This window comes from Candidatus Methylacidiphilales bacterium, assembly GCA_028713655.1.
In the GTDB taxonomy this organism is placed as follows: domain Bacteria; phylum Verrucomicrobiota; class Verrucomicrobiia; order Methylacidiphilales; family JAAUTS01; genus JAQTNW01.
Window position 1 is genome coordinate 87,787 of record JAQTNW010000004.1, and the last position, 24,890, is coordinate 112,676.

Genomic DNA, 24,890 nt, shown 5'->3' on the forward strand with positions numbered 1-24,890 from the left:
CACAGCCCTTCACACGCTGGCACTTTGGTCGCCGCGACGACCTCGGGTGCCAGGTGCTCTTGGTTGCAGACTGGTGACGTTCAATCTCCGAAATCTCCAAGTAAGCTGGGGCGGTTTTTCGTGGCTTGGGTGTTCCGCCCAAGGTTCCTGGATGGATTGCCGCGTCGCTCCGCTCCTCGTCCGCCACGGCGGAACGCGGGTGCATTGCGCTGCATGCCAGAAGATTTTATTCCAGCAGCAAGCCTTGGGCGGGACGCCCAAGCCACTGGAGAAAGGTGATATGCCTCACCCTTTCGTCGCCGTGGCGAGGATGGTTTGAAATCCCGGCGGCTCTTTTTCCCGTGCGACGATGGATACCTGCACTTCGCGAAATCCTGATTTTTGAAGCATCTGGAGGAGCGCCGCCTCGGAAAAACCCAGCCAAAGATCCGCATAGAGTTCGCGGGCTTTTTCGAAATTGTGTTCGTTGAGATCCAGGATGCAGATTCTTCCGCCTTTTTTCAGGATGTGATGGCTGGCATCCAAAGCCCGTTGGGGCTGGACGGCGTGATGCAGCGCCTGGCTCAAAATGACGAGATCCACAGATGCCGGCTTGATCGGCGGATCTTCCAGATCGCCCAGGCGGTATTCCAGCCGGGTGAGGCCGTTTTTGCGGGCCAGTTCGGATCCCACCTCGACCATGCGCGTCGAGTTATCGACCGCGATCACTTTTTTGGCGCGCAGGGCCAGCATTTGCGAGAGCAACCCTTCTCCGGCGCCGAGGTCGGCAACCACGAGAGGCTGAATCAGTTGGATGAGGAGTTGGCCGATGGCTTCCCATGAGCGCCCGGGGCAGTAGTTGCGGCCCAATCGTCCGGCGATGGTGTTGAAGTATTGCCGGCTGATTTCCTGACGCTTCTTTAGAACCAATTCCAGGGTCTTGCGATCCTGGGCTGAGGCGGGGATTTCCCGGGCCGCTTTCAGCGCGATGTCCATCACCCGGCGGGCGTCGGGATTCATGTCGGCTGTCCACAGGTAAAATATTTTCTGGCCATCGCGGCGCGACTGCAGGAGTCCGGCGCTTTTGAGTTGGGACAGGTGGGACGAGATGCGGGACTGGCCGGTGTTGAGGACCTCCTGGCATTCGGCCACGGAAAGCTCCTGTTTTTCGAGGATGGCGAGCAGGCGGAGCCGGGTTTGGTCCGAAAGCAGGGACAGAAGTTTAAGGTGGGAAACGCTCATGACGGGTGATGTTGGGTGTGAAGAGGGGCCTTAGGCTCTGAAAAGAAATATCAATCTATCATGATACGTCAATATTTTACTTGAACCCTGCGCCGGATCGTTTATTTTTGCGCGATGCCCAAACGTTATATTTTCTCATCCGAGTCTGTCGGGGAAGGCCATCCCGACAAGGTCTGTGACACCATTTCCGATGCGGTACTGGACGCTTGCCTGGCCCAGGACCGGCATAGCCGCGTGGCCTGCGAGACGTATGCCAAGAGCAACATTGTCATCGTGGGCGGTGAAATCACCACGAAGGCCAAGCTGGATTACAATGCCATCGTCCGCAATGCGATCCGCGAGATCGGTTATGTGAACGACGACGATGTGTTTCACGCCGACAAGGTTTTCATCAACAACATCATCACGTGCCAGAGCCCGGACATCGCCCAGGGTGTGGATGCGCGCGGGGCCAAGGGCAAAAAGACCGCCGAGCAGGGCGCGGGCGATCAGGGGCTGATGTTTGGTTATGCCTGCAACGAGACGCCAGAACTGATGCCGGCGCCGATCATGTTTGCCCACCGCTTGGGCAGCGAGTTGACCCGGCTTCGCAAGGCGGGCAAAGCCAAATGGCTGCGCCCCGACGCCAAGAGCCAGGTTTCGGTGGAATATACCGATGGAAAACCCACACGCATCACGGCGGTGGTGGTTTCCACCCAGCACGCCGCGGATGTGGAGCATGACGAGATTGAAAAATTTGTCATCGAGCATGTGATCAACAAGGTCTTGCCGAAATCGATGCTGACCCGCGAAACCGAATTGCTCATCAACCCCACCGGGCGTTTTGTGGTCGGCGGCCCTCAAGGCGATACTGGATTGACAGGGCGCAAGATCATCGTGGACAGCTACGGCGGCATGGGCCGGCATGGCGGCGGCGCCTTTTCGGGCAAGGATCCGAGCAAGGTGGACCGTTCTGCGGCGTATATGGGCCGTTATGTGGCGAAGAATGTCGTGGCTTCGGGTCTGGCGGACCGTTGCGAAGTGCAATTTGCCTACGCCATCGGCCATCCCGACCCAGTCAGCGTGCATATCGACACGTTTGGCACGGCAAAGGTCGATGAGGAAAAAATCATCGCTGCGGTTTTGAAGACGTTCAATTTCAAGCCGGCTGCGATCGTGAAGCAGCTCAACCTGCTCCGTCCGATTTACAGCAAGACGACCAACTACGGCCATTTTGGAAAGATCAAAGATCTGAACAGCATTACCTGGGAAAAGACGGATAAAGCGAAAACACTAGCGAAGCTAGCCAAATAAGTTTCAAGACTTAAAACTATTATGACCACAGCTACTACGAAAAAATCATCGGCCGATTTCAAAGTCAAAGACCTGTCCCTGGCGGACTGGGGGCGCAAGGAAATCGAGATTGCCGAGCAGGAAATGCCAGGATTGGTGTCGATTGGCCGGAAATATGCGGCGGGCAAGCCCTTGAAAGGGGTGCGCATCACGGGATCGCTGCACATGACGATCCAGACGGCGGTTTTGATTGAAACCCTGGTGGACTTGGGCGCTTCGGTGCGCTGGGCCAGTTGCAATATTTTTTCCACGCAGGACCACGCCGCGGCGGCCATCGCCAAGGCCGGCGTGCCGGTGTTTGCATGGAAAGGGGAAACGCTGGAAGAATACTGGTGGTGTACCTATCAGGCGCTGGCCCATCCGGATGGCAAAGGCCCCGAACTCGTGGTCGATGACGGCGGCGACGTGACGCTCCTGATCCACAAAGGCTACGAGTTGGAGGAAGGCAGTGACTGGGTCAACACGCCCAGCGACGCCCATGAGGAAAATGTCATCAAGGATTTGTTGAAAGAAGTGTATCGCGAGAATCCGCTGCGCTGGCATGAAATCGTCAAGCATTGGCGCGGCGTGTCGGAAGAAACCACAACCGGCGTGCATCGTCTCTACAAGCTTCAGGAACAGGGCAAGCTGCTGGTGCCTGCTTTCAACGTCAATGACTCGGTCACCAAGTCGAAGTTCGACAACCTTTACGGCTGCCGCCACTCGCTGGTGGACGGCTTGAATCGGGCGTTGGATGTGATGATTTCAGGCAAGGTCGCCGTGGTCTGCGGTTATGGAGACGTTGGCAAAGGCTGTGCGCAGTCGTTGCGCGGCCAGGGCGCGCGCGTGATTGTCAACGAAGTCGATCCTATCAACGCGTTGCAGGCTGCGATGGAGGGTTATGAAGTCACACCCATCGAGGACACCCTTGGGCGGGGCGACATTTACATCACCACAACAGGCAATGTGGATGTCATCACCATCGAGCACATGGCGAAGATGAAGGATCAGGCCGTCGTGGCGAACATCGGACATTTCGACAATGAAATCCAGGTGGACAAGCTGAACGCCTATCCCGGCATCAAGCGGGTGAATATCAAACCGCAGGTGGACAAATATATTTTCCCGGGAGGCCATGAAATTTTCCTGCTGGCGGAGGGGCGTCTGGTCAATCTGGGCTGCGCGACCGGGCACCCGAGTTTTGTCATGAGCAACAGCTTTTCCAACCAAACGCTGGCGCAACTGGACCTGTGGAAAAACCGCGACACCTACAAGCCCGCGGTTTACATCCTTCCCAAGAAGCTCGACGAGGAAGTCGCGCGGCTGCACCTGGAAAAGATCGGCGTCAAGCTGACGCGGTTGACGCAGAAGCAGGCGGATTACATCGGTGTGCCGGTGGATGGTCCCTACAAGCCCGAGCATTACAGGTATTGAGGTTGGCGTGGGTGGAGAGTGTTGCCCGCTAAACACGCGAAAATTGCAAAGGAAAGACAAAGACCTTTTTTGCGTCATTTCGCGTTTTTCGCGGGAAACCCCCTTGTCTTCTTTTCAGGGGGATAGCGAAAGCTGAGATGGAGCACTCCAAAATTCCGGGTTCGCAATGGCTCTCTTTTCCAAACAGCTTCTTTGACTTCAAAACTATTTCCTTACATCATTCCCGGCCATGAGCCAGGGAACTCTCACAAGGCAGGCCGGGTTGTTTGTGCCGGTCTTTGCCCTTCGTTCCCGTTCCGATCTGGGGGTGGGTGATACCGCCTGCCTGCGGGAGTTGATCCAGTGGTGCGCGGAAACCGGGTTCCGGGTTTTGCAGGTTTTACCGATCAACGAAACCAGCGCTGACAACAGTCCCTACAATGCCATCAGCGCCCATGCGCTTGATATTACCACGTTGGGGCTTTCCCCCGGAAGCATTCCGGGCCTGACCCAGGAAATTTTCGACGCTTTGTGTCCCGATGATTTGCGCTGCCGCCTGCGCGAGGGGCCGGTGGCGTATCGTTCCGTCAAAAAGCTAAAATGGACCCTATGCCAGGCGGCCTTTGAAAATTTTGAATCCATGGGCGGGCGCGGCGACGCGGGCTGGCAAAAATTTTCACGAGTGGAAGCCGACTGGCTGGAAGAATACACCTTGTTCCGGGCATCGATGGAACGGAACGGGGAGAGCCCGGTCTGGGAACGCTGGGAGCCGCAGCATCGTTCGCCGGCTTTGGCGCGGATTTGGTTGAAATCACTTCCGGACGCGGAACGCGAGGCCTTTTCAAAGCGGATTCGATTTTTCAGCTATGTCCAGTGGCAACTGCACCGGCAGTGGGATGAACTGCGCGGCCATGCCGACAGCCGGTCGGTGCGCTTGATGGGTGATATCCCGTTCGGGATCAGCCGGCACAGCGCGGACGTCTGGTCGAGGCCCGGACAGTTTGACTTGAAGTGGAGCGGAGGCGCGCCGCCGGAGCCTTTTTTTCAACCGGACGAATTCACAAAGGTCTGGGGGCAAAACTGGGGCGTGCCGCTTTATGACTGGGACGCAATGGCGTCTGACAATCACGATTGGTGGCAGAGACGTGTCAAGCATGCGGCGAGATTCTTCCCGGTCTTCCGGATCGACCACATTCTCGGATTTTACAGAATCTACGCCTTTCCGTGGCGCCCGGAGGAAAACGGCATCTATGCGGCGTTGACGCCGGATGAGGCGCGCGAAAAGGCCGGGGACCTGCCGCGATTTTTTCCATCGGATGACGAGACGGAGGGGGGGCGGGAGATGAACCGCCGACAGGGGGAGAAACTCCTGCAGATTTTGAAAAGTGCAGCCGGGGACAGCGTGGTTATCGGTGAGGATTTGGGAATGGTGCCGGTTTATGTGCGACCCTCGCTCGCGTCGCTTGGGATCAGCGGGTTTAAAATCCCGGTCTTTGAAAGGCAGGAATCGGACCACGAATATTTGAATCCGGCGGGCTATCCGGAGCTTTCGGTGGCCACCTTTGCGACGCACGACCATGAGACGATGGCGGGCTTTTGGGAAGGCTGGTGGCGGGATTTTGAGACATCGCAGCAGATCCGCGCCGCCGGCAAATCGGATCCCGCCTTGGAAGAGAAGGGGAAGCTTTCGTCCTGGGAATTGTATCGAACCCAGCGTTTTGCCGGTTTGGATGACAAAGAGTTGATACGTGATTATGAGCCTGTGGTGCGGGAGGCGCTCTGCCGGAAGCTGCTGGGGACTGCGTCCTGGCTGGCGGTTTTTATGATCACGGATTTGTTTGGCATGAAAATCCGTTTCAATGTGCCGGGGCCAGTGGCTGAAAGCAATTGGTCGGAGAGGCTGCCGTTTGAGGTCCAGGAGATTTCCCGCGATCCAGGACGGGCGGAGATCGTTGAATTCATCCGGCGCGAGATCAAGAGCTCAGGGCGGGGTTGACCGCGAACCTCCTTCGCCGAGGCTACGGAGGTCGGGAACACACGAAAGAAAGCCTGAACCACGGATAGACACGGCCGGAAAAACAGATCACTAGTACGTGCAACGCGATCTATGCGACTTCTCGTTTTTAGATGGGGATGAGATGGGGGATGTCTTAATACCTGCGGATGGTGGTGGGATCGGGGATACGGCTGTTGAGTTCTGTTGATGTGGGCCGTGGCGTGGCAGCCTCCTGTCGGGCCTCGTCGGCTTTTTTCAGGGCATCTGCGGCTGCTTTTGAGTTGGCGGCAACGACGTCGGCATTTTTTTTGTCCAGTTCGGGCGTATTGCTGGGCAGGTGTGCCGCGAGCCGATCTTCCGGAGTCACGTAGCCTTTCGGGATATCGTAGGGGTTATTGGAAAGTTTTTTATAAGGCAGTTGTCCGGTGTTGGCGTGTCGAGCCGAGGCCTGGCTTTGCCCATTCGGAGTGATTGTTCCGGGCAGGGGCATCGGGTTGTTTTGCTCCTGCGTTGTGTTTCCTTCGTGGAACGGGAGATTTGCATCCGATTTGTTATCGAACCCGGATGGGTTGTTGAACGTTCCATTTTGAACGGAGTTCACGAATGAAGCATTTTGATTCGCATGAACCTTGTTGCTGTTGGTGGTGGTGTTGTACTGGCTCTTGTAGGCGTCGCTGAATGGCGTGATACTGGGCCTGTTTGAATTGAAGTCGCTGGGAGCGGTGGGCTTGTCGATTTCCTTCCGTTCTTTATCCAGGATTTCCTTGTTTCTAACATCTTGCTGCAATCTTTGCTGCTCCGCGTCCTGGGTCTTTTTTTCTTCCATGGCGGTCACGACCCAGTTTTTTTCCTTATTATATTTGTCAATTTCCTCTTTGGTGGGCATCCGATAATTCGTATTGGCAGGAAGCGTTGTATTGTCGTTGGGCAGGATGTTGGTGTTCGTGTCCGGCAGTTGCTGGGCGGGCATTTCGGATTGGTTGACGGAGGGAAGCTCGGGCAGTTTTTGCGGGGGGGCGGCGCTGTCCTCGGCATGCAGGAACACGGGCTGAATGGCGGCCAGAAGCAGAGGCCAGAGGTACTTCATGCAGTAACTCTAGCATTTATGGGGGCAGGGTCAATGCGTGAAAATCGTGATATTTGTGATTACATCATACGGCTTTCATCGACCCTGCGGGCTCCTTCCAGCATGATTTCCTGCCAATGGCTCCGGATGGTTTGAATCACGGGGGGGTGCTCTTCGATGAAATTAAATTCGCAGCGGCCCCATGGTAGCATCCGATAAACAGCCGTTTCAGCCTCGGTTTTGTCCTGGGAGGCATGGATCATGACGCCAACATTCAAATAAATTTCGCCGGTTTCATTGCTGGTGAGGTTGGTGATTTCAATTTTACCGGTCCAATTGCTCAAGCAGAGCATTTGAATCAAATCGGGCAGCCGAAGTGTGGAAAGATAGCCCAGAGGCCTCGCAGCTGTTCCAGAGGATGACGCAGCGGATTTTTCCTTAACCTCAGGTGCATGCGGCAAACTTGTAATCTGCCTGGTTTTTTGTGAAATCGTCTCAATCACATCCTGAATTTGATATGGTTTTGCGATAAAAATTGCCAGGTTGGAGTCCCAGTCCAGCCTCATGAGAGCGGGAGAACTGGGCTGGCCAAGGATTACCAGTGGGCGTTGTTTGTGGAGCGCGATGAAATTCCGGTAAAAGGCGATAAAGGAGGGGCCCGGGTGATCCGCATCCATGAGGATGAGATCGAAATCGGGAGGCAAGTCCAAATCGCAGGTTTCAATGGAAACGACTTTCAGGTCAGGTATGGAGCTTAAGCCCAGCTCGAACCATTCGCATGCATTTTTAGACCCGACCGCCAGCCCGATTTTCATTTATTAACCTATTGTATAGCACGATTTATGCCGAATTTTATGTTTGGGTATAAAAGATGCTATATATTCTTCTTGCCGGGCTGTCGGCGGATTCCGAAGCTCGGCTCCAGAAAATTCATTTATGTTTGCCGGTTCATTGTTGCAGATACCGCTTGCCGAGGTGTGCCGACTTTTGTCCGCCTCGAATCAAACCGGCGTTTTAAAATTACTTTTACCGAATGAGGCGGAGCGGAATGCGGCGTTGTATTTTCAAAGCGGGCAGATCGTGCATGCTGAAGCGGGCGCCGCCGCCGGCCTGGATGCGTTGAGCGACATTTGCTATTTCGGCGATGCCAATTTTGCCTTTCAGGAAGGGGAAGTCGCATCGAAGCCGACTTTGGGTGTTTACCCGACTCCGAAGCTGATTGAAAAAATCCGGCAGCAAGTGGAAGAAGTCCGGAGCATGCATGAGGCGACTCCGGATTTTGGGGATGTTCCGGTCTATAACCAGAGCGCGAGCCTTGCTGGTTTGGAGGCGACTCCGGATGATCTGGCCTTGTTGCTGTTGTGCAACGGAGGCAGGACGGTGTCGGAAATTGCGCATCAGGTAAGCCGGAGTCCGGCGGACACGGCGAAAATTCTCGCAAAATTCCGCAGGGCGAAAATTGTGGAGTTGCATACACCGGAGCCACCGCCCGCCCAGGCGCCGGAGTCGGATGCGGGGCGGGTTGACGCACAGAGTGGATCTCCGCGCTATTGGCGAGGCAAGTTGGTTGAGTGAATGATTCACCGCAGAGCAGCAGAGAACGCGGAGGGGTGAAAATGTTCTCACGCCGTCCGCCGCGGATATTCTTTTGCGCTCTGGCGGCTGAAAGGTTTGAGTTCCCGCGATGACGAACGCTGTATCTTTCATGGGTACATCCTGCTCTTTTGAATGAACGTGGCATGGCAAGTGCTTTAAACAAAGCACGATGAGCATAAAAATCCCGTCTTTAGTGGCTTCCGGCATTTTGATGGTTCTTTTCTGCGGCACTCTCCAGGCCCAGCAAAGCAGCGATACCGCTTCGGCCAAGGAGGTACAGTCGTTGCAGGATGAAATGAGGAAGCTTCAAAGGGATTACATCGACCTTCAAAAATCCCTCATGGACAGCGGCGTGGGTCCTTCGCTCCGTTCGGATCTTTCCAGGTTGAAGGATCTGGATTCGGTTCAACAGGACATCGTGGATTTAAAAAAGAACAAGGAGGACTTGCAGGCGGCCATTGCGGATTTGAAAAAGAGCGCCGCCGCTCCGGTGGTACAGACCCAGCCTGCGGCGGCCCCGGCCGATTTTGCCACGAAATTCAAAGCGTTGCTGGAGAGTAACGATGGCCAAACGACCGCCATCAATATCGTCTGGACCTTGATCACCGGCTTTTTGGTCATGTTCATGCAGTGCGGATTTGCGATGGTGGAGACCGGTTTTACCCGCGCCAAGAACGTGGCGCACACCATGTCGATGAACTTTATGGTTTATACCCTTGCGATGCTGGGGTACTGGTTCATGGGCTTTGCCATTCAATTCGGCGGCACCGGCGCCGCGGGGTCTGTGAGTACGGTTACGACCCTTGGTGCGGATGTGCCGCAACATTTAAACAGTCTGCTAGGGATTAAAATTGGGAGCGGATTCTGGGGTATCATGGGGAATGCCGGTTACTGCTTGCCGCCCTCAATGCTGTCGGGCGGAATTTTCGCCCTCTTTTTGTTCCAGATGGTTTTTATGGACACAACCGCCACCATTCCCACGGGTGCGATGGCCGAGCGCTGGAGGTTTTTGCCCTTTTGCATGTACGCCGTCATTGTCGGAGCCATCATCTATCCGCTGTTTGGTTGTTGGGTCTGGGGCGGCGGCTGGCTTGCCGCGCTGGGCAAGAATCTGGGGTTGGGCCATGGCCATGTGGATTTTGCCGGATCTTCGGTCGTGCATCTTTGCGGCGGTGTGCTGGCTTTTGTGGGGGCGAAAATACTGGGGCCACGCATCGGCAAGTTCAACAGGGACGGGTCATCCAACCCGATTCCCGGCCATAACATTCCAATGGGCATCATTGGAACCTTCATCCTGGCTTTCGGCTGGTTCGGATTCAACCCCGGATCGACCCTTGAGGGCATGACGCCCCAGATCGGCATTATTGCCACGAATACCATGTTAGCTTCGGCCGGCGGAGCCGTCGCGGGTATGATTTGCACCTGGATACGGTTCAGCAAGCCGGACCCGAGTTTCATGTGCAACGGCATGTTGGCGGGTCTTGTGGCGATCACAGCGCCCTGCGCGTTTGTGGATTCCTGGGCCGCAGTGGTCATCGGGGTTGTGGCGGGGATTCTGGTTGTTTTTAGCGCGATGATTGTTGAGGAAAAGTTGAAAGTTGATGACCCGGTGGGTGCGATTTCGGTTCATGCAACCAACGGCGCCTGGGGGGTACTTTCCCTTGGCTTGCTTGCGAATGGGCAATACGGGGATGGCTGGAACGGGGTCAGCGGCAAAGTGACCGGTTTGCTTTATGGGGATGCCTCGCAGTTTATGGCGCAGGTTGTGGGCACGACCACATGCATTGTGGCGGTGGGCGGCATGGCATGGCTCATGTTCAAGGCGATCGACAAGGTGGTCGGGCATCGCTCATTGCCTGCGGATGAGTTGCACGGGCTGGATATTCCGGAAATGGGATGCCTGGGCTACCAGGCCGACGTGCATCCCGAATCGAAGTAAGGATTGCCACGTGGTGCGGGGGTGGAGTTGGACTCCTCGCGGTGACGCGATAGGAAGGAGATTAAGATTAGGATTAAGAGATAGAGATAAAGTTCGAGTTAGAGGTGGTTCTACGCGTTCTGCTGCTTGCGATCCACCGAACGGACTCTACTAATACTTGATGATGGAGAACGCCGGAGTTGGTTCCAGAAGCTTGCGGCCCTTCAAGAATCCGATCTCGATGAAAAATGCGGTTTCCAGCACATGACCGCCGAGCTGGCTGACAAGATCGAGGGTGGCTTTCATGGTGCCGCCTGTGGCCAGAACATCGTCGATCACCACGACCCGCTGGCCTTTCTTGATTGCGTCCACATGCATTTCCACGGTGTTAGAGCCGTATTCCAGGTCATACGATGCAGAGATGGTTTGATGGGGGAGCTTGCCTTTTTTTCGTACGATGGAAACTCCTTTGCCGAGCACATAGGCCAGCGCGCTGCCGAGCAGGAAGCCGCGCGCGTCGATGGCCACGATTTGGTCCACGGGTTTTCTCTGGTAACGATCTGCCAGGATCGAAATGGTGAGGCGCAGGAGCTGCGGATCTTGAAAGACCGGCGTAATGTCCTTAAAGACAATGCCTGGTTTGGGGAAGTCAGGAACGTCGCGGATGGCGGTTTTGAGCCGTTCGGTCGCACTGCGCATGATGGACATGGAAAAGTCGCTTTCTATTCTATTGAATTACAAACCGGCTGTCCTTACTGAACCCTTGGCCTGCTCTTGAGCAGCAACTGGCACAGCCATGACACCTTGTTATGGTAATTGTAATGGACTTGTCCGTGGCATTCAACTTTTTTCGTGCCGATGGAAAACATTTGGAACACCAGGATGCCAAGCAGGGACATTTTACAGAAAGATCGCGGAGAGCGGGGAGGAAAAGCCGGACTTAACGACGAAGACACCAAGACACGAAGTAAGACAAAACACATTTGATGGGCGGATCTGTCCAAGTGGCGGCGTTCCGCGGTGTAGCGTTGCCGTCCCGGCTGCGGGTTCAAGGGGGGTCACGCCCCGCGTTCTGTGGCATCGAGAGGAGGCCGCAACTCGCAGGCGAGGACGCCCGCGCTACGCTAAACCAGCTTCAAGGATTGCGCTTCTGCGGTTTGAAGCCAATCTTCTTGGAAGGTCTCCACACATCCGCATGCAATTCAAACTGAAAGCCCCGTATGTACCCGCCGGTGACCAGCCTGCGGCCATTGAAATGCTGGCCAACCGGCTGCAGGCGGGTGAAAAGCACAACGTGTTGCTGGGCGTGACCGGTTCGGGCAAGACCTATGCGGTGGCGAATGTCATTGCCCGTCTAAACCGTCCGACCCTGGTGATTTCGCACAATAAAACGCTGGCCGCCCAGCTCTACAGCGAGTTCAAACAGTTTTTTCCGGAAAATGCGGTCGAGTATTTTGTGAGTTATTTCGATTACTACCAGCCAGAGGCCTACATTCCGCGCAGCGACACCTATATAGAAAAGGATTCGAGCATCAATGAAGAGATCGAGCGGCTGCGTCTGGCGGCAACCAGTTCGCTTCTGACGCGAAGGGATGTGATCGTGGTGGCCAGCGTTTCCTGCATTTACGGACTGGGCTCGCCGGAAGACTACCGGAACATGGTGATTACGCTGGCTGTGGGAGAGGCATTGAGCCGGGAGGCCTTGCTTGCGAAGTTGGTGGATGTGCAGTATGAACGGAACGACATCGAACTCAGTTCCGGCGCGTTCCGCGCGCGGGGGGATGTGGTGGAACTGGTCCCGGGCTATTCGGAAGACGGATTGCGGATTGAGTTTTTTGGAGATGAAGTGGAGCGCATTTCACGTTTTGAATTGCTGACCGGCGAGGTACTGGAATCGCTTGAGAAGGCCGTCATTTTTCCCGCCCGGCATTATGTGACCCCGCACGAAAAATTGCGGCGTGGCATCGTGGTCATCCAGGAGGAATTGGACGGGCGCATCGCGGAATTTGAGAAAGCTGGAAAATATCTGGAGGCCCAGAGGATCAAAATGCGCACCACCTATGACATCGACATGATGCAGGAGATGGGATTTTGCAGCGGAATAGAAAATTACTCGCGCCCCCTCAGCGGGCGGCCTCCGGGGTCGCGGCCCTACACCCTCATCGACTTTTTCCCGGAGGATTTTTTGACCGTCATCGATGAGTCGCACGCCACGGTGCCGCAGATCGGCGGGATGTATGCCGGGGACCGTTCCCGCAAGACCGTGCTGGTCGAGCACGGATTCCGGTTGCCATCGGCGCTCGACAACCGGCCGCTGAACTTTGCGGAGTTTGAATCGCTGATGAAGCAGTCGATTTATGTTTCGGCCACGCCCGGCGATTACGAGATGCAAAAAGCGGGTGCTGAAAAGGTGGAAATGGTGATCCGCCCGACGGGGCTGCTCGACCCGCAGATCAGTGTTCGACCGCTTCAGGGACAGATTGATGTGTTGATCGGGGAGGCGCGGCTCCGGGCCGAACGGCATGAGCGGACTCTTGTGACGACCTTGACCAAGCGCACGGCGGAGGACCTGACGGACTACCTAAGGGAAGCGGGCCTGAAGGTGGAGTATATCCATTCAGAGGTGGACGCCATCGAGCGGGTGGAGATTTTGAGATCCTTGCGCGCGGGCGATTTTGACGTATTGGTGGGTATCAATTTGTTAAGGGAGGGGCTGGACCTTCCCGAGGTCTCCCTCGTGGCGATTCTGGATGCCGACAAGGAAGGCTACCTGAGATCCGAGCGGTCGCTGATTCAGACTGCAGGCCGCGCCGCCCGGCATGTGAACGGCCAGGTGTTTCTCTTTGCCGACATCATTACGGGGTCGATGCAGAAATTGATCGACGTGACGCGCGAGCGCCGGGTCCGGCAGATTGCGTACAATCAAAAGTGCGGAATTATTCCGCGTTCGACGCAACGAGGGATTCAGGAAAGCCTGGGGTCGATTGTGCGGGGAGGCGGCAAGAAGCCCCTTGCTGGCGGGCCTGAAACCGAGGATGTGGCCATGACCCTGGCCGAGCTCGAGGAGGAAATGATTGAGGCGTCGGAAAAACTGGAATATGAACGCGCCGCCTTGCTGCGCGACCAGATCCAGGAATTGCGGGCGATGCTGTCGGGAGCCACCGCAGAGCCGGGAAACGCCGGAAGGCAGGTGAGATATAAAAAAGGCGGCCGCAAACCGGTGGGCGGAGGCAGGTGAAATGGCCGGTGGTTGGTACAGGAGGAAGTTCACCGCGCTTTTCAAGGTGGTTTCGGCCGTATGTCTTTTGAATGGCTTTGACGCCGTTGCCTGGGGTGAAACGGTTCCGGAAGTTACAACGGTTCCGGATGTGCTTGTTAAAACGCCGTCGGATGAAAATTTCCGCCTCAAGCGTGCGACAACCGGGTTGAGATCGATTCTTTATTTTTACCGCGGGTATTGGTGTCCCTATGGCATGAGCCAGTTGAAGGAACTCCGCAACAGCGAGGGCGTGCTTGAATCGTTGGGCTTCCAGATATTTGCCATGTCGCCGGACCGCCCGGCGCGGGTCCAGGAGACGGCGGCGGACCTTGGGGCGGGGTTTGTGCTGTTAAGCGACAACAAAATGACTGCCGCCCGGGCGTTTGGAATCGCGCATCGGGTCAGTGGTACGGAATGGCAGCAATTGAAACGATACGGCATCGATTTGGAATTCATCAGCGATGAAGCGCATCATGAATTGCCGCAGCCGGCCTTTTATTTTGTGGGTCGGGACGGGAAGATACAGGACCGGTTCCTGCCGGAGCGAATTTCCAGCCGTTTATCCGGGGACGATGTGATACAGCGGGCCAAGCGGCTGCTGGACCTTGAAAATATCAGCCCGAGCGGGAATTGAAGGGAGCGCGCGGCGTGAATTTTGAGTGGCGCGGGTGGAGGTAAAATGCCTTTGTTAATTAGGTTGCAATTGTGCTTTTGCCTTCTATTTTTTTTCAAAAGATCAAATGACCGATGGAAAGCTTATCAAACTCAATTCCGGGGCTTTAAAGAGTTGAAGGCCGGAAGCAACCCTTAACATACGATTCAGAATGACATCCAGAACCCTATCCAAATTCATTAAAGCCGGCGGCCTGCTGCTGGGTTATTTCAGCATGCTCAGCCAGCTATCGGCCCAGGACGCAGCCAAGCCCGAGGCGAAAAATGTGACTTTTGTTGACATTTTCTTCAAACCCTCAGCCGAGGCAGTGGTGTTGTGGATTCTGTTGATCGCTTCAGTGATCATGATTTCCTTTATTATTGAGTTGTTCATCCGCCTTCGCGGCAAGGCGTTGGCGCCGCCCGCTGTTACGGCGCTCCTGAGGGATGCGATTACCGTTCACAATTATCAGATGGCTTATGATGTCTGCCAGGCCAACCCCTGTTTCCTGACGCGCGTCCTCGGGCCGGCGCTGGAAGTCATCGGTTTGGGCAAGCATGCGGTTGAGGAGGCTCTGAATGAAAATTTTGCGAAGTTTTCCGTGCGCTTGAAGTCGCGAAACAACTACCTTTCGACCATCGGGGTGGTGGCGCCGATGATCGGGTTGTCCGGCACTGTGTTGGGTATGATGAGCGCTTTTGCCGTTTTGGGACAGTCTGGTGTGGCAAACATGACGGGGTTGTCCACCGCCATTTCCGAGGTGTTGATCGCCACGGCCACAGGTTTGATGGTGGCCATCCCGGCGTTCATTTTCTTCTATTATTTCAAAAATGCGTCCACTTCGGCTTTCACGGATGTGCATACGGAATTGAAGGCGCTGCTTCGCAATGTGCCGTATGCCCAGTTGGCAGGCTTCCAGATTGCAACAGCCGCAGGCCCGGGCGAAGGCAATGTTTGAGTGGCCTAACAGTCAACCCCGGCCTTGAACCTGTAATTTCATCCGAATGAGCGACGCAGATCCAGCCTTCATGCAGAGTGACGCACTGCCGGGACCGCCCGCCGGTTTGGAGGAAAGCGTGGAGATGGAATTCCAGGTGGCGCCCATGGTCGATGTGCTGCTTGTGCTGTTGCTGTTTTTTATGGCGACGACAACGACGGAGGTGATCACCCAGACGGCGAATTTGGAGTTGCCCAAAGCCACGGATTCTCAAAAGAAAGAGGAAGGCGCCGGCAAGCTCATCATCAATGTCGAGCGTTTGAATTTCAAAATCAAGGTCAACGACCGGTATTACGACGATGCTGATTCCATCATTCCGTTGATCAAATCCGCCGCGCAGAATGCGGTCGCCGGTTCGGCCCCGGGGAAGGGGTTTCGCGTGATCATTCGCGCGGACAAGGACACGGCATACGAACGGGTGAGCGGAATTATGAAGGCCTGTGCGCAGGCCGGGGTGCTGGATGTGATCTTTGCGGCGGACGAGAGTCCGGATAAAAACACGAAATAACCAGGGAGATTTCACAAATGGCAGGTGGCGGATCAGAAGAAGGGGAATTTGGGTTGCAGATTGCGCCCATGCTGGACGTGATGTTTGTACTTCTGCTCTTTTTCATGGTGGGAGCCGGAGCCAATGCGTCGAAGGAAGGCGAACTGGGCATCAAGGTACCGGGCCAGGCTGCACCGAGCAATCCCGTGCCACAGGAACAACCGATTGTTTTGTCGGTCGATGCCGAGGACAACGTCCGTTTCAATGATCAGCCTATGGGAGAGCCGGGTGACGCCAAGTTGGAGAAACTGCGGGCCAAGCTGAAGGAGGTCACGAGTACTTTTGGCGAACAACCCGTGATTATTTCACCGGACGGCCAGACCAAACATTCCCGGCTTATACAGGTTCTGGATGCTTGTTCCTATGCAAAGGTGAAAAAGCTTTCGTTCCGCTATGTCGCCCCCACCAAGAAGTAGGGGCGGGTGGCGTCGGTTTCTGTGGGCTGGGCAAATCCAAGCATCGTAAATAACCCATCCGTTTCTTAACCTAAATTTTTGTATGTCTAACGGGATGAAACGGCAAGGTGCGGCCGCTGCGCTTATCGCGGTACTGGGTATCGTCTATGGAGATATTGGCACCAGCCCGTTGTATGCGTTCCGGGAATGTTTCGAGGGCGCCCATCACATCGACATATCCGCCGAGTCCATCATCGGGGTGCTGTCGCTGATATTTTGGGCCTTGATCTTCATCATCTCGATCAAATACCTGGCGTTTATTTTGCGGGCCGACAACAAGCATGAGGGCGGGATTCTGGCTTTGATGGCCTTGTTGGGCGAAAAGCTCGAAGGCAGGAAACAGTTGGCCGCATCCCTCCTGGTCCTGGCCATTTTCGGCGCCTGTCTTTTGTATGCGGATGCGTTGATCACGCCGGCCATATCAATTCTGAGTGCGGTGGAGGGTTTGAAGGAAATCAACCCATCCTTTGCCCCATGGGTGATTCCGGTGTCGCTGGTGATACTTGTTCTGCTCTTCGCCTGCCAGAAGCATGGCACCAGCAAGATCGGCGCCTTCTTTGGCCCGGTGATGCTCGTCTGGTTCGCCGTGCTTGGAGTGCTCGGAGTCGTCCATATTTGGAGCGAACCGCAGGTGTTGCAGGCGTTGAATCCCTGGGCGGGCTTTCGTTTTTTGCTTAAGCATGGATGGATGAGTTTCGGGGTGCTGGGTTCGCTTTTCCTTGTGGTCACGGGAGGCGAAGCGCTCTATGCCGACATGGGCCACTTCAATGCCAAGGTGATCCGCGAAGGATGGTTTTGGATTGTGCTGCCCGGCCTTGTGCTGAACTATTTCGGACAGGGAGCCTTGCTGCTGCACGATCCCTCGGCACTGGATCAGATTTTCTTTTTGCTGGCGCCAAAATGGGCGTTGACTCCGCTGGTGATCCTGGCCACTGCGGCCACGATCATCGCATCCCAGGCCATCATCACCGGCACCTATTCCCTCACAAGCCAGGCGGTCCAGCTTGGCTACAGCCCGCGCCTGGCGATTCTGCAGACTTCCTCCGAATCCATCGGACAAATTTATATTCCCCTGGTCAACTGGGTTCTCATGCTGGGTTGTTTGGGCCTTGTCGTCGCTTTCAAGGAATCGACAGCGCTGGGCGACGCCTACGGCCTGGCGGTTTCAGGAACCATGATGGTCACCACCGTGCTCTTTTTCTTTGTCACCCGCATGATCTGGCGCTGGCCTCTCTGGCTTGCCCTGGGCCTGACCGGGGCTTTCCTGATCCCGGATATTACATTTTTCCTGTCCAATACCCTGAAAATAGCAACCGGCGGCTGGTTCCCGCTGTTGGTGGGCGCCGTGTTGTTTGGCATCATGATCACCTGGCACCGGGGTCGGGAACTCCTGCGCCGAATGTTGAGCGACGGAATGATCGGCAGCGCGGATTTCATCCGCGACATCCGCAGCAGCCGCCCGCACCGTGTTTCGGGAACGGCTGTCTTTTTCTCGTCGAATCCGGGGACGGTGCCGCGTTCGTTGCTCCATAATTACAAGCATAACAAGGTTCTGCATAAAACAAACGTGTTCCTCACGGTAGTGACCGAAACCGTTCCGTATGTCCAGGGGGAAAGGGCCGAGGTCAGGGAACTGGGAGAAAGCTTTTATCAAATCACCCTGCATTACGGGTTCCGCGAAAATCCGAACGTTCCCGAGGCTCTCCAGCCGATTGAATGCAAGCAGCTTTCCTTTGCGCCCATGAAGACCACGTATTTTCTGTCGCGCCAGACATTGATCGCCTCCAGCGCGGGACGCTCGCGGCTGCCGTTTTGGCAGAAGCCCCTGTTTGTCTTCATGTTCCGCAACGCGCTGGACCCGGCGAAATTCTTCAAGATTCCCGCCAACCGTGTTGTCGAGTTGGGCGAGCAGATGACGATTTAGCCTGCATATTTCATGCTCATTTCAATTGTCAGCCTGTTAGCGCCGGGACGTAACAACGGAAAGATACGTACTGGGCATATGCAGGCTATGTAACCCGGATGTTCCTGCATCCCTGTTCCTGCCAGACTTTGGAGCAGGACACTTTGCTGAGGTTTTCAGAAGCGTGTGAAACATCAGGGTTAGGGTGATTGGAAATGCGGGTCCTCACGCAGAGACGCGGAGCCGCAGAGGAACACATTTTTGCCCCCGAAACACATCAGAACAGGTGGATGAACACGAATAACGCTCATGAAAAGATGGCAAGGGCACTGTGTCATTCTGATCTATTCATAGTGCGTCCACAGGCGAAGGACTTTGACGATGCGGTCTTCCTTAATAACCTGATAGACCAATCGGTGTTGAATATTGATTCGTCGTGAATAGGCGCCGGAAAGGTCCCCGATCAGTTTCTCGTAGGGAGGGGGATTTTGGAATGGATTGTCTGAAATTATATCCAGAAGCGTCTGTGCTTTGTGTTTCAAACCTGTGTTTGCAAGCTTCCTTGCATCTTTCTGCGCCTGTTTGGTGAAAACCAAGCGGTAACTCACCAGTCAAGCTCCTTGGCGCACTCCGATATAGGTGTGGCAAGGCCTGCCCGAATAGATTTGCGCATCCCAGGAATGGAGATCAAATACAGACTTTCTTGAATGGCGCGCCAGTCCTCTTCTGAGACGAGAACAGCATTGCTGCGTTTGCCTGTTATCTGGATGGGCTCGTGCGAGTCTGCGGCCTCATCAAGTAGCTTGTAAATGATGGTGCGGGCTGTCGTGGCTGTAACCGTCTGCATAATGTAAGCGTGCGCAATAGCGTGCGTGCAGTCAAGGAAGATTTTTTTGCAGATACAATCCTGTTCTTCTGATCTGTATGCCTGGGTGTTCAGTTGGGTTTAGAGATTGGCATGGACTTTTTAGATTCCTGCCGATCCCGTTCGATGATGGACATTACCAGTTCTTTGCTTGGTGCGCAGGCTGTGTGAAAGACTTTGAAAGAAAGCCACGGCATATTGAATCCCGTGTTCAGGCCGATCAAGTTTCCATTGGGTGATAAAACAGCCCCACCACTATCCCCAGGTTGCGTTGGGAGGTTTGTTGAAATTACTGAGATACCTTCGTCAGCGCCGACTTTTGACTGGTTCAGTATCTGGCCTGCAAGCACAATCAGCCTGCCGTTTGGGCCCAGCTCACTGGCAAGTGCATAAACTTGTTTTTGGTCTGACTTTAAGGGTTCCAATCGCAGAGGATTGTCGATGTGATTCTCGATATGAAGAATTGCGAATTCCGCTCCGGGTTCGCCGAATGATTTTTTATAAACCACGCGGGCGCGCGCCGTTGCCAGCTTCCCCTCCATCCAGCCGAGGACGCCGCAGTGCGGTTTTGCAGCGTGGGCTGCGGTAATGAGGTAACCATCTTGCGTAATCCCCGTTGCCAGACCGAGAAGGCAATCCGGACTTTCAATTTTCCAGATGCAGTGGCTGCCATTGATGGAGAAGTTAATGTGCATAGGAGAGTCGCTCGCAAACAAAAAGAATCCGCCATGTTCGATGTTTGGGAACTGTGTGCTGAACTCTTTGGCTCCACGTCTTGAAGAATCGTCCCGTTCCTGTTTGGGGGGTTGGCCGAGCGGTGCGCAACCAGCCAGTAGGAGTGCTTAAAGCAGCGTGATAGAGCGGTATTGTTCAGTTTTTTTCTTCATGTAAATTGGCCATAACCACATCAAAAATCGAGTTCACCAAATCGGCAGACGAGCCGATCTGTTCTTGGAGCTGGGGATTCGGCAGGAGGATGGGGTGAAGAATTTCGGAAATGCGGGGTTTCAGCAAGTCTGGATCCCGAGTGAGCAATAATTCCCGATCCAGTTGGCAAAGCACTGGATCGTGCAGCAGGGCGGAAATTTTAAATAGAAAATGGGAACGCTCTTGTTTTGAAGCGATCCGAATTTTGTAGGCGTCGATAAGGTCCGAGCACCCAACAGGCAATGATGCCCGTGATGCAGGCAGATTGGGTTCCGGGATCCGATTCATTCAGGCAGGGTTATGATTGATGAATGTTAGAGCAAGAGCGAGTCAAAAGTGTGACGACATGGCGCTCGCCCCACCACTCGGTTTGCGCGCCTATCAGTACAATCTGCGGTTAAAAATATGCAGCCTTTCAAGCTCCTTGGCATGCTTGTTGCTTCAAAAGTCGCCTTATGTCCAAACTATTACGTTTTCGAGGTTTTGTGCGCACAGTGTCCGTTGTTGCAGGCTTTACAGCCGCCGAGAGTGGGCTTGTTCCATACGTTGGGATGACCACTAGTTGCAGAAAACTGAACGGCAAATAAATGGAAGGTTCGCTAAAAAATGAAAATTGTTTCTCCCATTCAAAAATACCTCGAAGAGCTCCATGCCAGGCTGTTGCAAGACCGTTCGGGAGAGGTGGCGACCTATATCCCGGAATTGGGCAAGGCCAATCCGGAATGGTTTGGGATCTGTGTGGTGACGGCCGACGGAGAGATTTACACGGCGGGGGATACGGATCAAACCTTCACCATTCAGTCCATTTCCAAGCCCTTCGTTTATGGGGTTGCCCTGGAGGACAACGGCCAGAGCGAGGTGCTCAAGAAAATCTGGATGGAACCCTCCGGTGAGGCTTTCAATGCCATCAGCCTGCGGCCCGGTACGGGCCAACCAGCGAACCCCATGATCAATGCCGGGGCGATTGCCACCGCCGCCCTTGTGGAAGGAAAGACACAGGACCAAAAGATCCATCGGATTCTGGATGCCTTTGGCCGCTATGCCGGAAGAGCCCTGAAGGTGGATCCCGATACGTACCGTTCGGAAAGCGAGACCGGCTTCCGGAATCGGGCGATTGGCTGGCTGCTCCGAAACTTCAGCATTATTGGGGATGACCCGACACCCGCACTCGAAGCTTATTTCATGCAGTGTTCGATCCTGGCCAATTGTCGTGATCTGGGAATCATGGCCGCCACTCTTGCGAACGGGGGAATCAATCCACTGACTCAAAAGCGCGCGGTGATGGGCGAATACGTTGAGAAGATGATCAGTGTCATGAACTCCTGCGGCATGTACGATGCGGCGGGCGAATGGATGTTTAATGTGGGCATGCCCGCCAAGAGCGGGGTCGCGGGCGGCATTCTTGCGGTGTTGCCGGGACAGTTGGGCATCGGGGTCTTTTCGCCGCGCCTGGACACGCATGGCAACAGCGTGCGGGGGATCGAGGTGTGCCGCGAGCTTTCACGCGAGTTCAACCTGCACCTTTTCCATGTTCTGCGTCCCGGGAGGTCTGTGATCCGGCGCTGCTTGCGGGGGAGCGAGGTTGGCTCAAACATGTTAAGAAATGACGGGGAGAGCGCCTCGCTGAAGGAACATGGGGACGAGTTGATGCTGATCGAAATGCAGGGAGAGTTGACGTTTACCTCCACCGAGGTGGTTGTGCGGCGGGCTGTGAATGCGGAACCCGCGCCAGACCATGTCCTGCTGGATTTTGCACACGTCGAGGCGGTTGACCTTGCCGCTGCGCGACTCCTTTCTGATCTGGCGCCAGCGCTTTCCAAGGCCGGACGCCAGCTTGTCTTCACGCGCCTGGAGCATCTTTCGACGCTGGGCAAGGTGTTGAAAAAGGCGCAAGGCGACCTGACTCAGCCCCTCTTCCGCATTGTGGAGGATGGCGATCTGGCATTGGAGTGGTGTGAAAATCAGATCCTGGACCGCTATGCCGTCCGAAATCCTTCCGACAAGCGTGTGGAGCTGCATGAGTGCGAGCTTCTCAAAGGGCTGGAGCGCAAGGCCGTGGCAGTCCTGCTGGAGGACATGAAAGAGTGTAAATTCAAGGAAGGGGAGGTCGTTGTGAAAGCGGGTGATCCGGCCGATGCTCTTTTCTTTTTGTTGAAGGGGACGGTCAGCGTCTGGATCCCTCTGCCTTCGGGAAAAAGGCGGCGCGTGGCGACCTTTTCGCCGGGAATGGTTTTTGGTGAGATGGCCGTTCTGGACCGCCTGCCGCGTTCGGCGGATGTGACTGCGGACACGAAGGTCGAATGCCTCTCTCTGACGGTGGATGCGCTGGAAAAGCTGTCAGCCAGTCGGCCGACTGTGTTGGTGACGCTACTGCGAAATCTGGCGCTGGTTATTTCGCACCGCATGCGCAAGAGCAATATTGAGCTCGGTACGCTTCACCGGTAAAAGCAGAACCTCGGGCAGTCAGCTTTCAGCGTTCGGCTTTCAGTTTTACTTCAGAATTCTACATTCTGAATTCTGCATTCGTCTCAACGTCCTTCGCGATCTTTCTGTAAAATCGCTTTCTTTGTTGTCGTGTGAGAATATTCATCCATTTAAAACTCTATTTCCTTCCCCGGTTCGGGGATGAACACATCGATGCCCGGCGCCTGCTTGCGGATTTCCTGGAAAAACCATTCGAGCGCCGGTTTGTCGCCATGCACCAGGGCGCAGTGGCGCGGATGGACCCGCAGGATGAAATCCAGCAAATCCTCGCGCACGGCGTGCGACGTGAAGTCGAAATACCGGACTTCGCAGCGCACCGGTTGGTCGCCTGACAAATTGTTGACAACTACGCGCTCGTTGCGCGGGGTGTGGCGGACGCGTGAAGCGGGGGAATCAGGGTCGGTGTAACCGACAAAAAAAACGGAGTCGTTTTCCCGGGCAAGGAAATGTTGGGCCACGATGTTGGAAGTGGTTTGTTCCGTCATCATACCCGAGGGGAGGAGATAAATATGGCCGCGCTTGGGTTTGAACCCGATCGATTTCCTCAAATCAAAGACCTGCGGACGGATGTCTTCGAGGATCTGCAGGTTGGGCAGCAATCGTTCCGGGCGTCCCGCCAACTGGTCGTACACCTGGGAAAAGACCTTGCCCAAGCCGCCGATGAACAGGGTGCTGTCCGGCAATTCCCCCCGGCGCTGCGCCTGGTGGAGCAGGGTGGTGATTTCCTGGGTCTTGCCCATGGCGAAAATCGGGATCAACACCGCGCCGCCCCTGGCGAAAGTGGCCTGGATGGCCGCAACCAGTTCCTGCTCTGTTTTTTTTCTGGAAAAACCTGCCGGGGTGGGTTGGCCTCCGCGGGTCGTTTCGACAATCATGAGGTCGTACGGCCCTTTCGGGACCTCGGCCTTTTTTACAAGTGTCTGGTCATGCAGGCTGATGTCGCCGGTGTAGAGCACCCGCTTTTTTCCGCATTCGATCTCCGTCATGACAGCGCCGAGAATGTGGCCGGCATTGAAGAATCGGAACCGGCAGTTGTAGGAGTCGCCGGGATCGATGGGAAATCCTTCGATGGACCAATAGTGTTCGAGTTGGCAGGCCTGCCACCTTTCCGTCAGGGCCTGGAGATCGCCGTGGCTAAAAAGCGGGTATTCACGAATGCCTTGCTCTTCGCGCTGCCGTTTCATGACATTGACCGAATTGTGCAGGAGCGGATCGGCGAGGAAATACGTCGGTTCGCTCATGAAAACCCTGGCGTCCGGATGGCGCTGCATGAGCAGGGGCAGGGAACCGACGTGGTCGTGATGGGCGTGGCTGAGGAAGATGGCGTCGATTTTTTTCCGGTCGATGCAGTCCAGATTCGGCAGGGCTTCGAAGCCGGATTTTTTGGGATGCATGCCCGCATCCAGCACCATCCTGGTTTTACCCAGAGTGAGGAGATAGGAATTGGCCCCTATCTCATTGTCTCGCGTCAGATTCTGCAGTGAGGCCATCAACCCGGACCATTTCAGGAATTATTCCGGTTCAATCCCAGCACTTCGGGGGGGATGTTGGTTTTTCCATTTTTGAACTGGCCTGAGATCCAATCGTTCAAGACTTGTTCCTGGCGCATCTGTTCTAGTTGGGGGCGAAGGGTGAGCTGCAACAGGGCGCGTTCGGCCTCGGAAATATTTTCCCGCGCGGCCAGATACAGTATGGCGGCGCCGGAGGGGCTCCGGACCGGATCGCTGATTGAACCCGGTTTGGTTTTTGCGGCCCAACCTGATGCGGCTTGCGCCAGCGGCGATGATTTCTGGTCATCGGTTTTTGCCGGAACCAGCGGCGGCAGGGTTTGGGGTTTCAGTCCGAGTTGTGCCGTGGCATCCTTCCATGTCTTGCCTTGAGCGAGGCTCGCCTTCAGGGCCTGTGCGACGCTTTTGGCCTGTTCCTGCACCCTCGAGACGGTGAGGAAATTCAAGTAATCGGTTTCCACCTGGCTGTGGACTGTATCGAATGATTTTTGCTGGCTGGGAGTGATTGAGAGAAGATGCAGGACGATAAACCCGTCATCAACCTGTTGATAGTCGCTGACCGGCATCTGCGGATTCAGGGTATAGGCCAGATCCGCCAGCGCCTTTCCCTTTGTGCTGTCGATGACGGATTCGGTACGTGTGAAGGCGGCGGTTGCTTTGACCTCCAAGGCTTGCTTCCGGACTTCTGCGCTGACATCGGGTACGGGCTGCTTGGTGTCGTAGGCCTGGAAAAAGATATTGGCGAATACATAGGCCTTCTGACCGCGTTTGG

At 55.3% G+C, this 24,890-nt stretch carries 22 protein-coding genes; 12 read left to right on the top strand and 10 right to left on the bottom strand.

The annotated features are described in order from the left end of the window. Positions 1–285: 285 nt before the first annotated feature. The gene (locus tag PHD76_02470) at positions 286–1,221 is read right to left on the bottom strand and encodes a metalloregulator ArsR/SmtB family transcription factor (GenBank protein ID MDD5260688.1); all 936 of its coding nucleotides are present in this window, start codon (positions 1,219–1,221) and stop codon (positions 286–288) included. A 114-nt stretch (positions 1,222–1,335) separates the two neighbouring features. Between PHD76_02470 and metK the strand changes: the two genes are divergently transcribed. From metK to PHD76_02485, 3 genes are all read left to right on the top strand, one after another. Beyond that, positions 1,336–2,514, top strand: coding sequence for a methionine adenosyltransferase (gene metK, locus PHD76_02475; protein ID MDD5260689.1), 1,179 nt, complete (start codon positions 1,336–1,338; stop codon positions 2,512–2,514). Between the two features lie 21 nt (positions 2,515–2,535). After that, complete coding sequence (ahcY, locus tag PHD76_02480; protein ID MDD5260690.1) at positions 2,536–3,966, top strand: adenosylhomocysteinase; 1,431 nt, start codon at positions 2,536–2,538, stop codon at positions 3,964–3,966. Positions 3,967–4,195: 229 nt separating this feature from the next. Next, complete coding sequence (locus tag PHD76_02485) at positions 4,196–5,941, top strand: 4-alpha-glucanotransferase (GenBank protein MDD5260691.1); 1,746 nt, start codon at positions 4,196–4,198, stop codon at positions 5,939–5,941. A 154-nt stretch (positions 5,942–6,095) separates the two neighbouring features. On the opposite strand, the gene PHD76_02490 is transcribed toward PHD76_02485, so the two are convergent. Both PHD76_02490 and PHD76_02495 read right to left on the bottom strand, forming a co-directional pair. Then, positions 6,096–7,028 (bottom strand): hypothetical protein, encoded by a 933-nt coding sequence (locus PHD76_02490; GenBank protein MDD5260692.1) that lies wholly within the window; start codon positions 7,026–7,028, stop codon positions 6,096–6,098. Positions 7,029–7,087: 59 nt separating this feature from the next. Continuing rightward, the gene (locus PHD76_02495; GenBank protein MDD5260693.1) at positions 7,088–7,822 is read right to left on the bottom strand and encodes a DUF4388 domain-containing protein; all 735 of its coding nucleotides are present in this window, start codon (positions 7,820–7,822) and stop codon (positions 7,088–7,090) included. 121 nt (positions 7,823–7,943) lie between these two features. On the opposite strand from PHD76_02495, the gene PHD76_02500 reads away from it, so the two are divergent. Together PHD76_02500 and amt are read left to right on the top strand one after the other, a co-directional pair. Further along, positions 7,944–8,582 (top strand): DUF4388 domain-containing protein, encoded by a 639-nt coding sequence (locus PHD76_02500; GenBank protein ID MDD5260694.1) that lies wholly within the window; start codon positions 7,944–7,946, stop codon positions 8,580–8,582. A gap of 190 nt (positions 8,583–8,772) precedes the next feature. Beyond that, positions 8,773–10,542, top strand: coding sequence for an ammonium transporter (gene amt / locus PHD76_02505; protein ID MDD5260695.1), 1,770 nt, complete (start codon positions 8,773–8,775; stop codon positions 10,540–10,542). 150 nt (positions 10,543–10,692) lie between these two features. Here the strand turns inward: amt and PHD76_02510 are convergent, their stop codons facing one another. Beyond that, positions 10,693–11,220 (bottom strand): adenine phosphoribosyltransferase, encoded by a 528-nt coding sequence (locus PHD76_02510; protein MDD5260696.1) that lies wholly within the window; start codon positions 11,218–11,220, stop codon positions 10,693–10,695. Positions 11,221–11,716: 496 nt separating this feature from the next. On the opposite strand from PHD76_02510, the gene uvrB reads away from it, so the two are divergent. From uvrB to PHD76_02540, 6 genes are all read left to right on the top strand, one after another. After that, positions 11,717–13,759: an excinuclease ABC subunit UvrB gene (uvrB, locus tag PHD76_02515; protein MDD5260697.1), complete on the top strand. Its 2,043-nt coding sequence runs from the start codon at positions 11,717–11,719 to the stop codon at positions 13,757–13,759. Position 13,760: 1 nt separating this feature from the next. Beyond that, positions 13,761–14,414 (top strand): peroxiredoxin-like family protein, encoded by a 654-nt coding sequence (locus PHD76_02520; protein MDD5260698.1) that lies wholly within the window; start codon positions 13,761–13,763, stop codon positions 14,412–14,414. Between the two features lie 190 nt (positions 14,415–14,604). After that, positions 14,605–15,390 carry a MotA/TolQ/ExbB proton channel family protein gene (locus PHD76_02525; GenBank protein MDD5260699.1) on the top strand — a complete coding sequence of 262 codons (786 nt, stop codon included), beginning with the start codon at positions 14,605–14,607 and terminating at the stop codon, positions 15,388–15,390. A gap of 46 nt (positions 15,391–15,436) precedes the next feature. Further along, a complete protein-coding gene (locus tag PHD76_02530) occupies positions 15,437–15,937 on the top strand; it encodes a biopolymer transporter ExbD (GenBank protein MDD5260700.1) in 501 nt (166 codons plus the stop codon). Positions 15,938–15,954: 17 nt separating this feature from the next. Beyond that, complete coding sequence (locus tag PHD76_02535; GenBank protein ID MDD5260701.1) at positions 15,955–16,392, top strand: biopolymer transporter ExbD; 438 nt, start codon at positions 15,955–15,957, stop codon at positions 16,390–16,392. 94 nt (positions 16,393–16,486) lie between these two features. Further along, positions 16,487–18,355 carry a potassium transporter Kup gene (locus PHD76_02540; GenBank protein MDD5260702.1) on the top strand — a complete coding sequence of 623 codons (1,869 nt, stop codon included), beginning with the start codon at positions 16,487–16,489 and terminating at the stop codon, positions 18,353–18,355. Positions 18,356–18,678: 323 nt separating this feature from the next. Here PHD76_02540 and PHD76_02545 read toward each other — a convergent pair whose 3' ends face one another. From PHD76_02545 to PHD76_02560, 4 genes are all read right to left on the bottom strand, one after another. Then, positions 18,679–18,942, bottom strand: a complete 264-nt coding sequence (locus PHD76_02545) for a Txe/YoeB family addiction module toxin (GenBank protein ID MDD5260703.1) — start codon at positions 18,940–18,942, stop codon at positions 18,679–18,681. Continuing rightward, a complete protein-coding gene (locus PHD76_02550) occupies positions 18,939–19,181 on the bottom strand; it encodes a type II toxin-antitoxin system Phd/YefM family antitoxin (GenBank protein ID MDD5260704.1) in 243 nt (80 codons plus the stop codon). The genes PHD76_02545 and PHD76_02550 overlap by 4 nt, the downstream gene beginning before the upstream one ends. Positions 19,182–19,270: 89 nt before the next feature. Continuing rightward, entirely contained in the window at positions 19,271–19,894 is a 624-nt protein-coding gene (locus PHD76_02555) for a serine protease (protein ID MDD5260705.1), read from the bottom strand. Between the two features lie 175 nt (positions 19,895–20,069). Continuing rightward, positions 20,070–20,414, bottom strand: coding sequence for a hypothetical protein (locus PHD76_02560; protein ID MDD5260706.1), 345 nt, complete (start codon positions 20,412–20,414; stop codon positions 20,070–20,072). A 318-nt stretch (positions 20,415–20,732) separates the two neighbouring features. Here PHD76_02560 and glsA point away from each other — a divergent pair, with 318 nt between their 5' ends. Beyond that, positions 20,733–22,571, top strand: coding sequence for a glutaminase A (glsA, locus tag PHD76_02565; protein ID MDD5260707.1), 1,839 nt, complete (start codon positions 20,733–20,735; stop codon positions 22,569–22,571). A 149-nt stretch (positions 22,572–22,720) separates the two neighbouring features. Here glsA and PHD76_02570 read toward each other — a convergent pair whose 3' ends face one another. Together PHD76_02570 and PHD76_02575 are read right to left on the bottom strand one after the other, a co-directional pair. Then, the gene (locus PHD76_02570) at positions 22,721–24,100 is read right to left on the bottom strand and encodes an MBL fold metallo-hydrolase (GenBank protein ID MDD5260708.1); all 1,380 of its coding nucleotides are present in this window, start codon (positions 24,098–24,100) and stop codon (positions 22,721–22,723) included. Positions 24,101–24,114: 14 nt separating this feature from the next. Next, positions 24,115–24,890 (bottom strand): peptidyl-prolyl cis-trans isomerase (locus PHD76_02575; protein ID MDD5260709.1); only part of this gene is annotated, 776 nt, incomplete at its 5' end.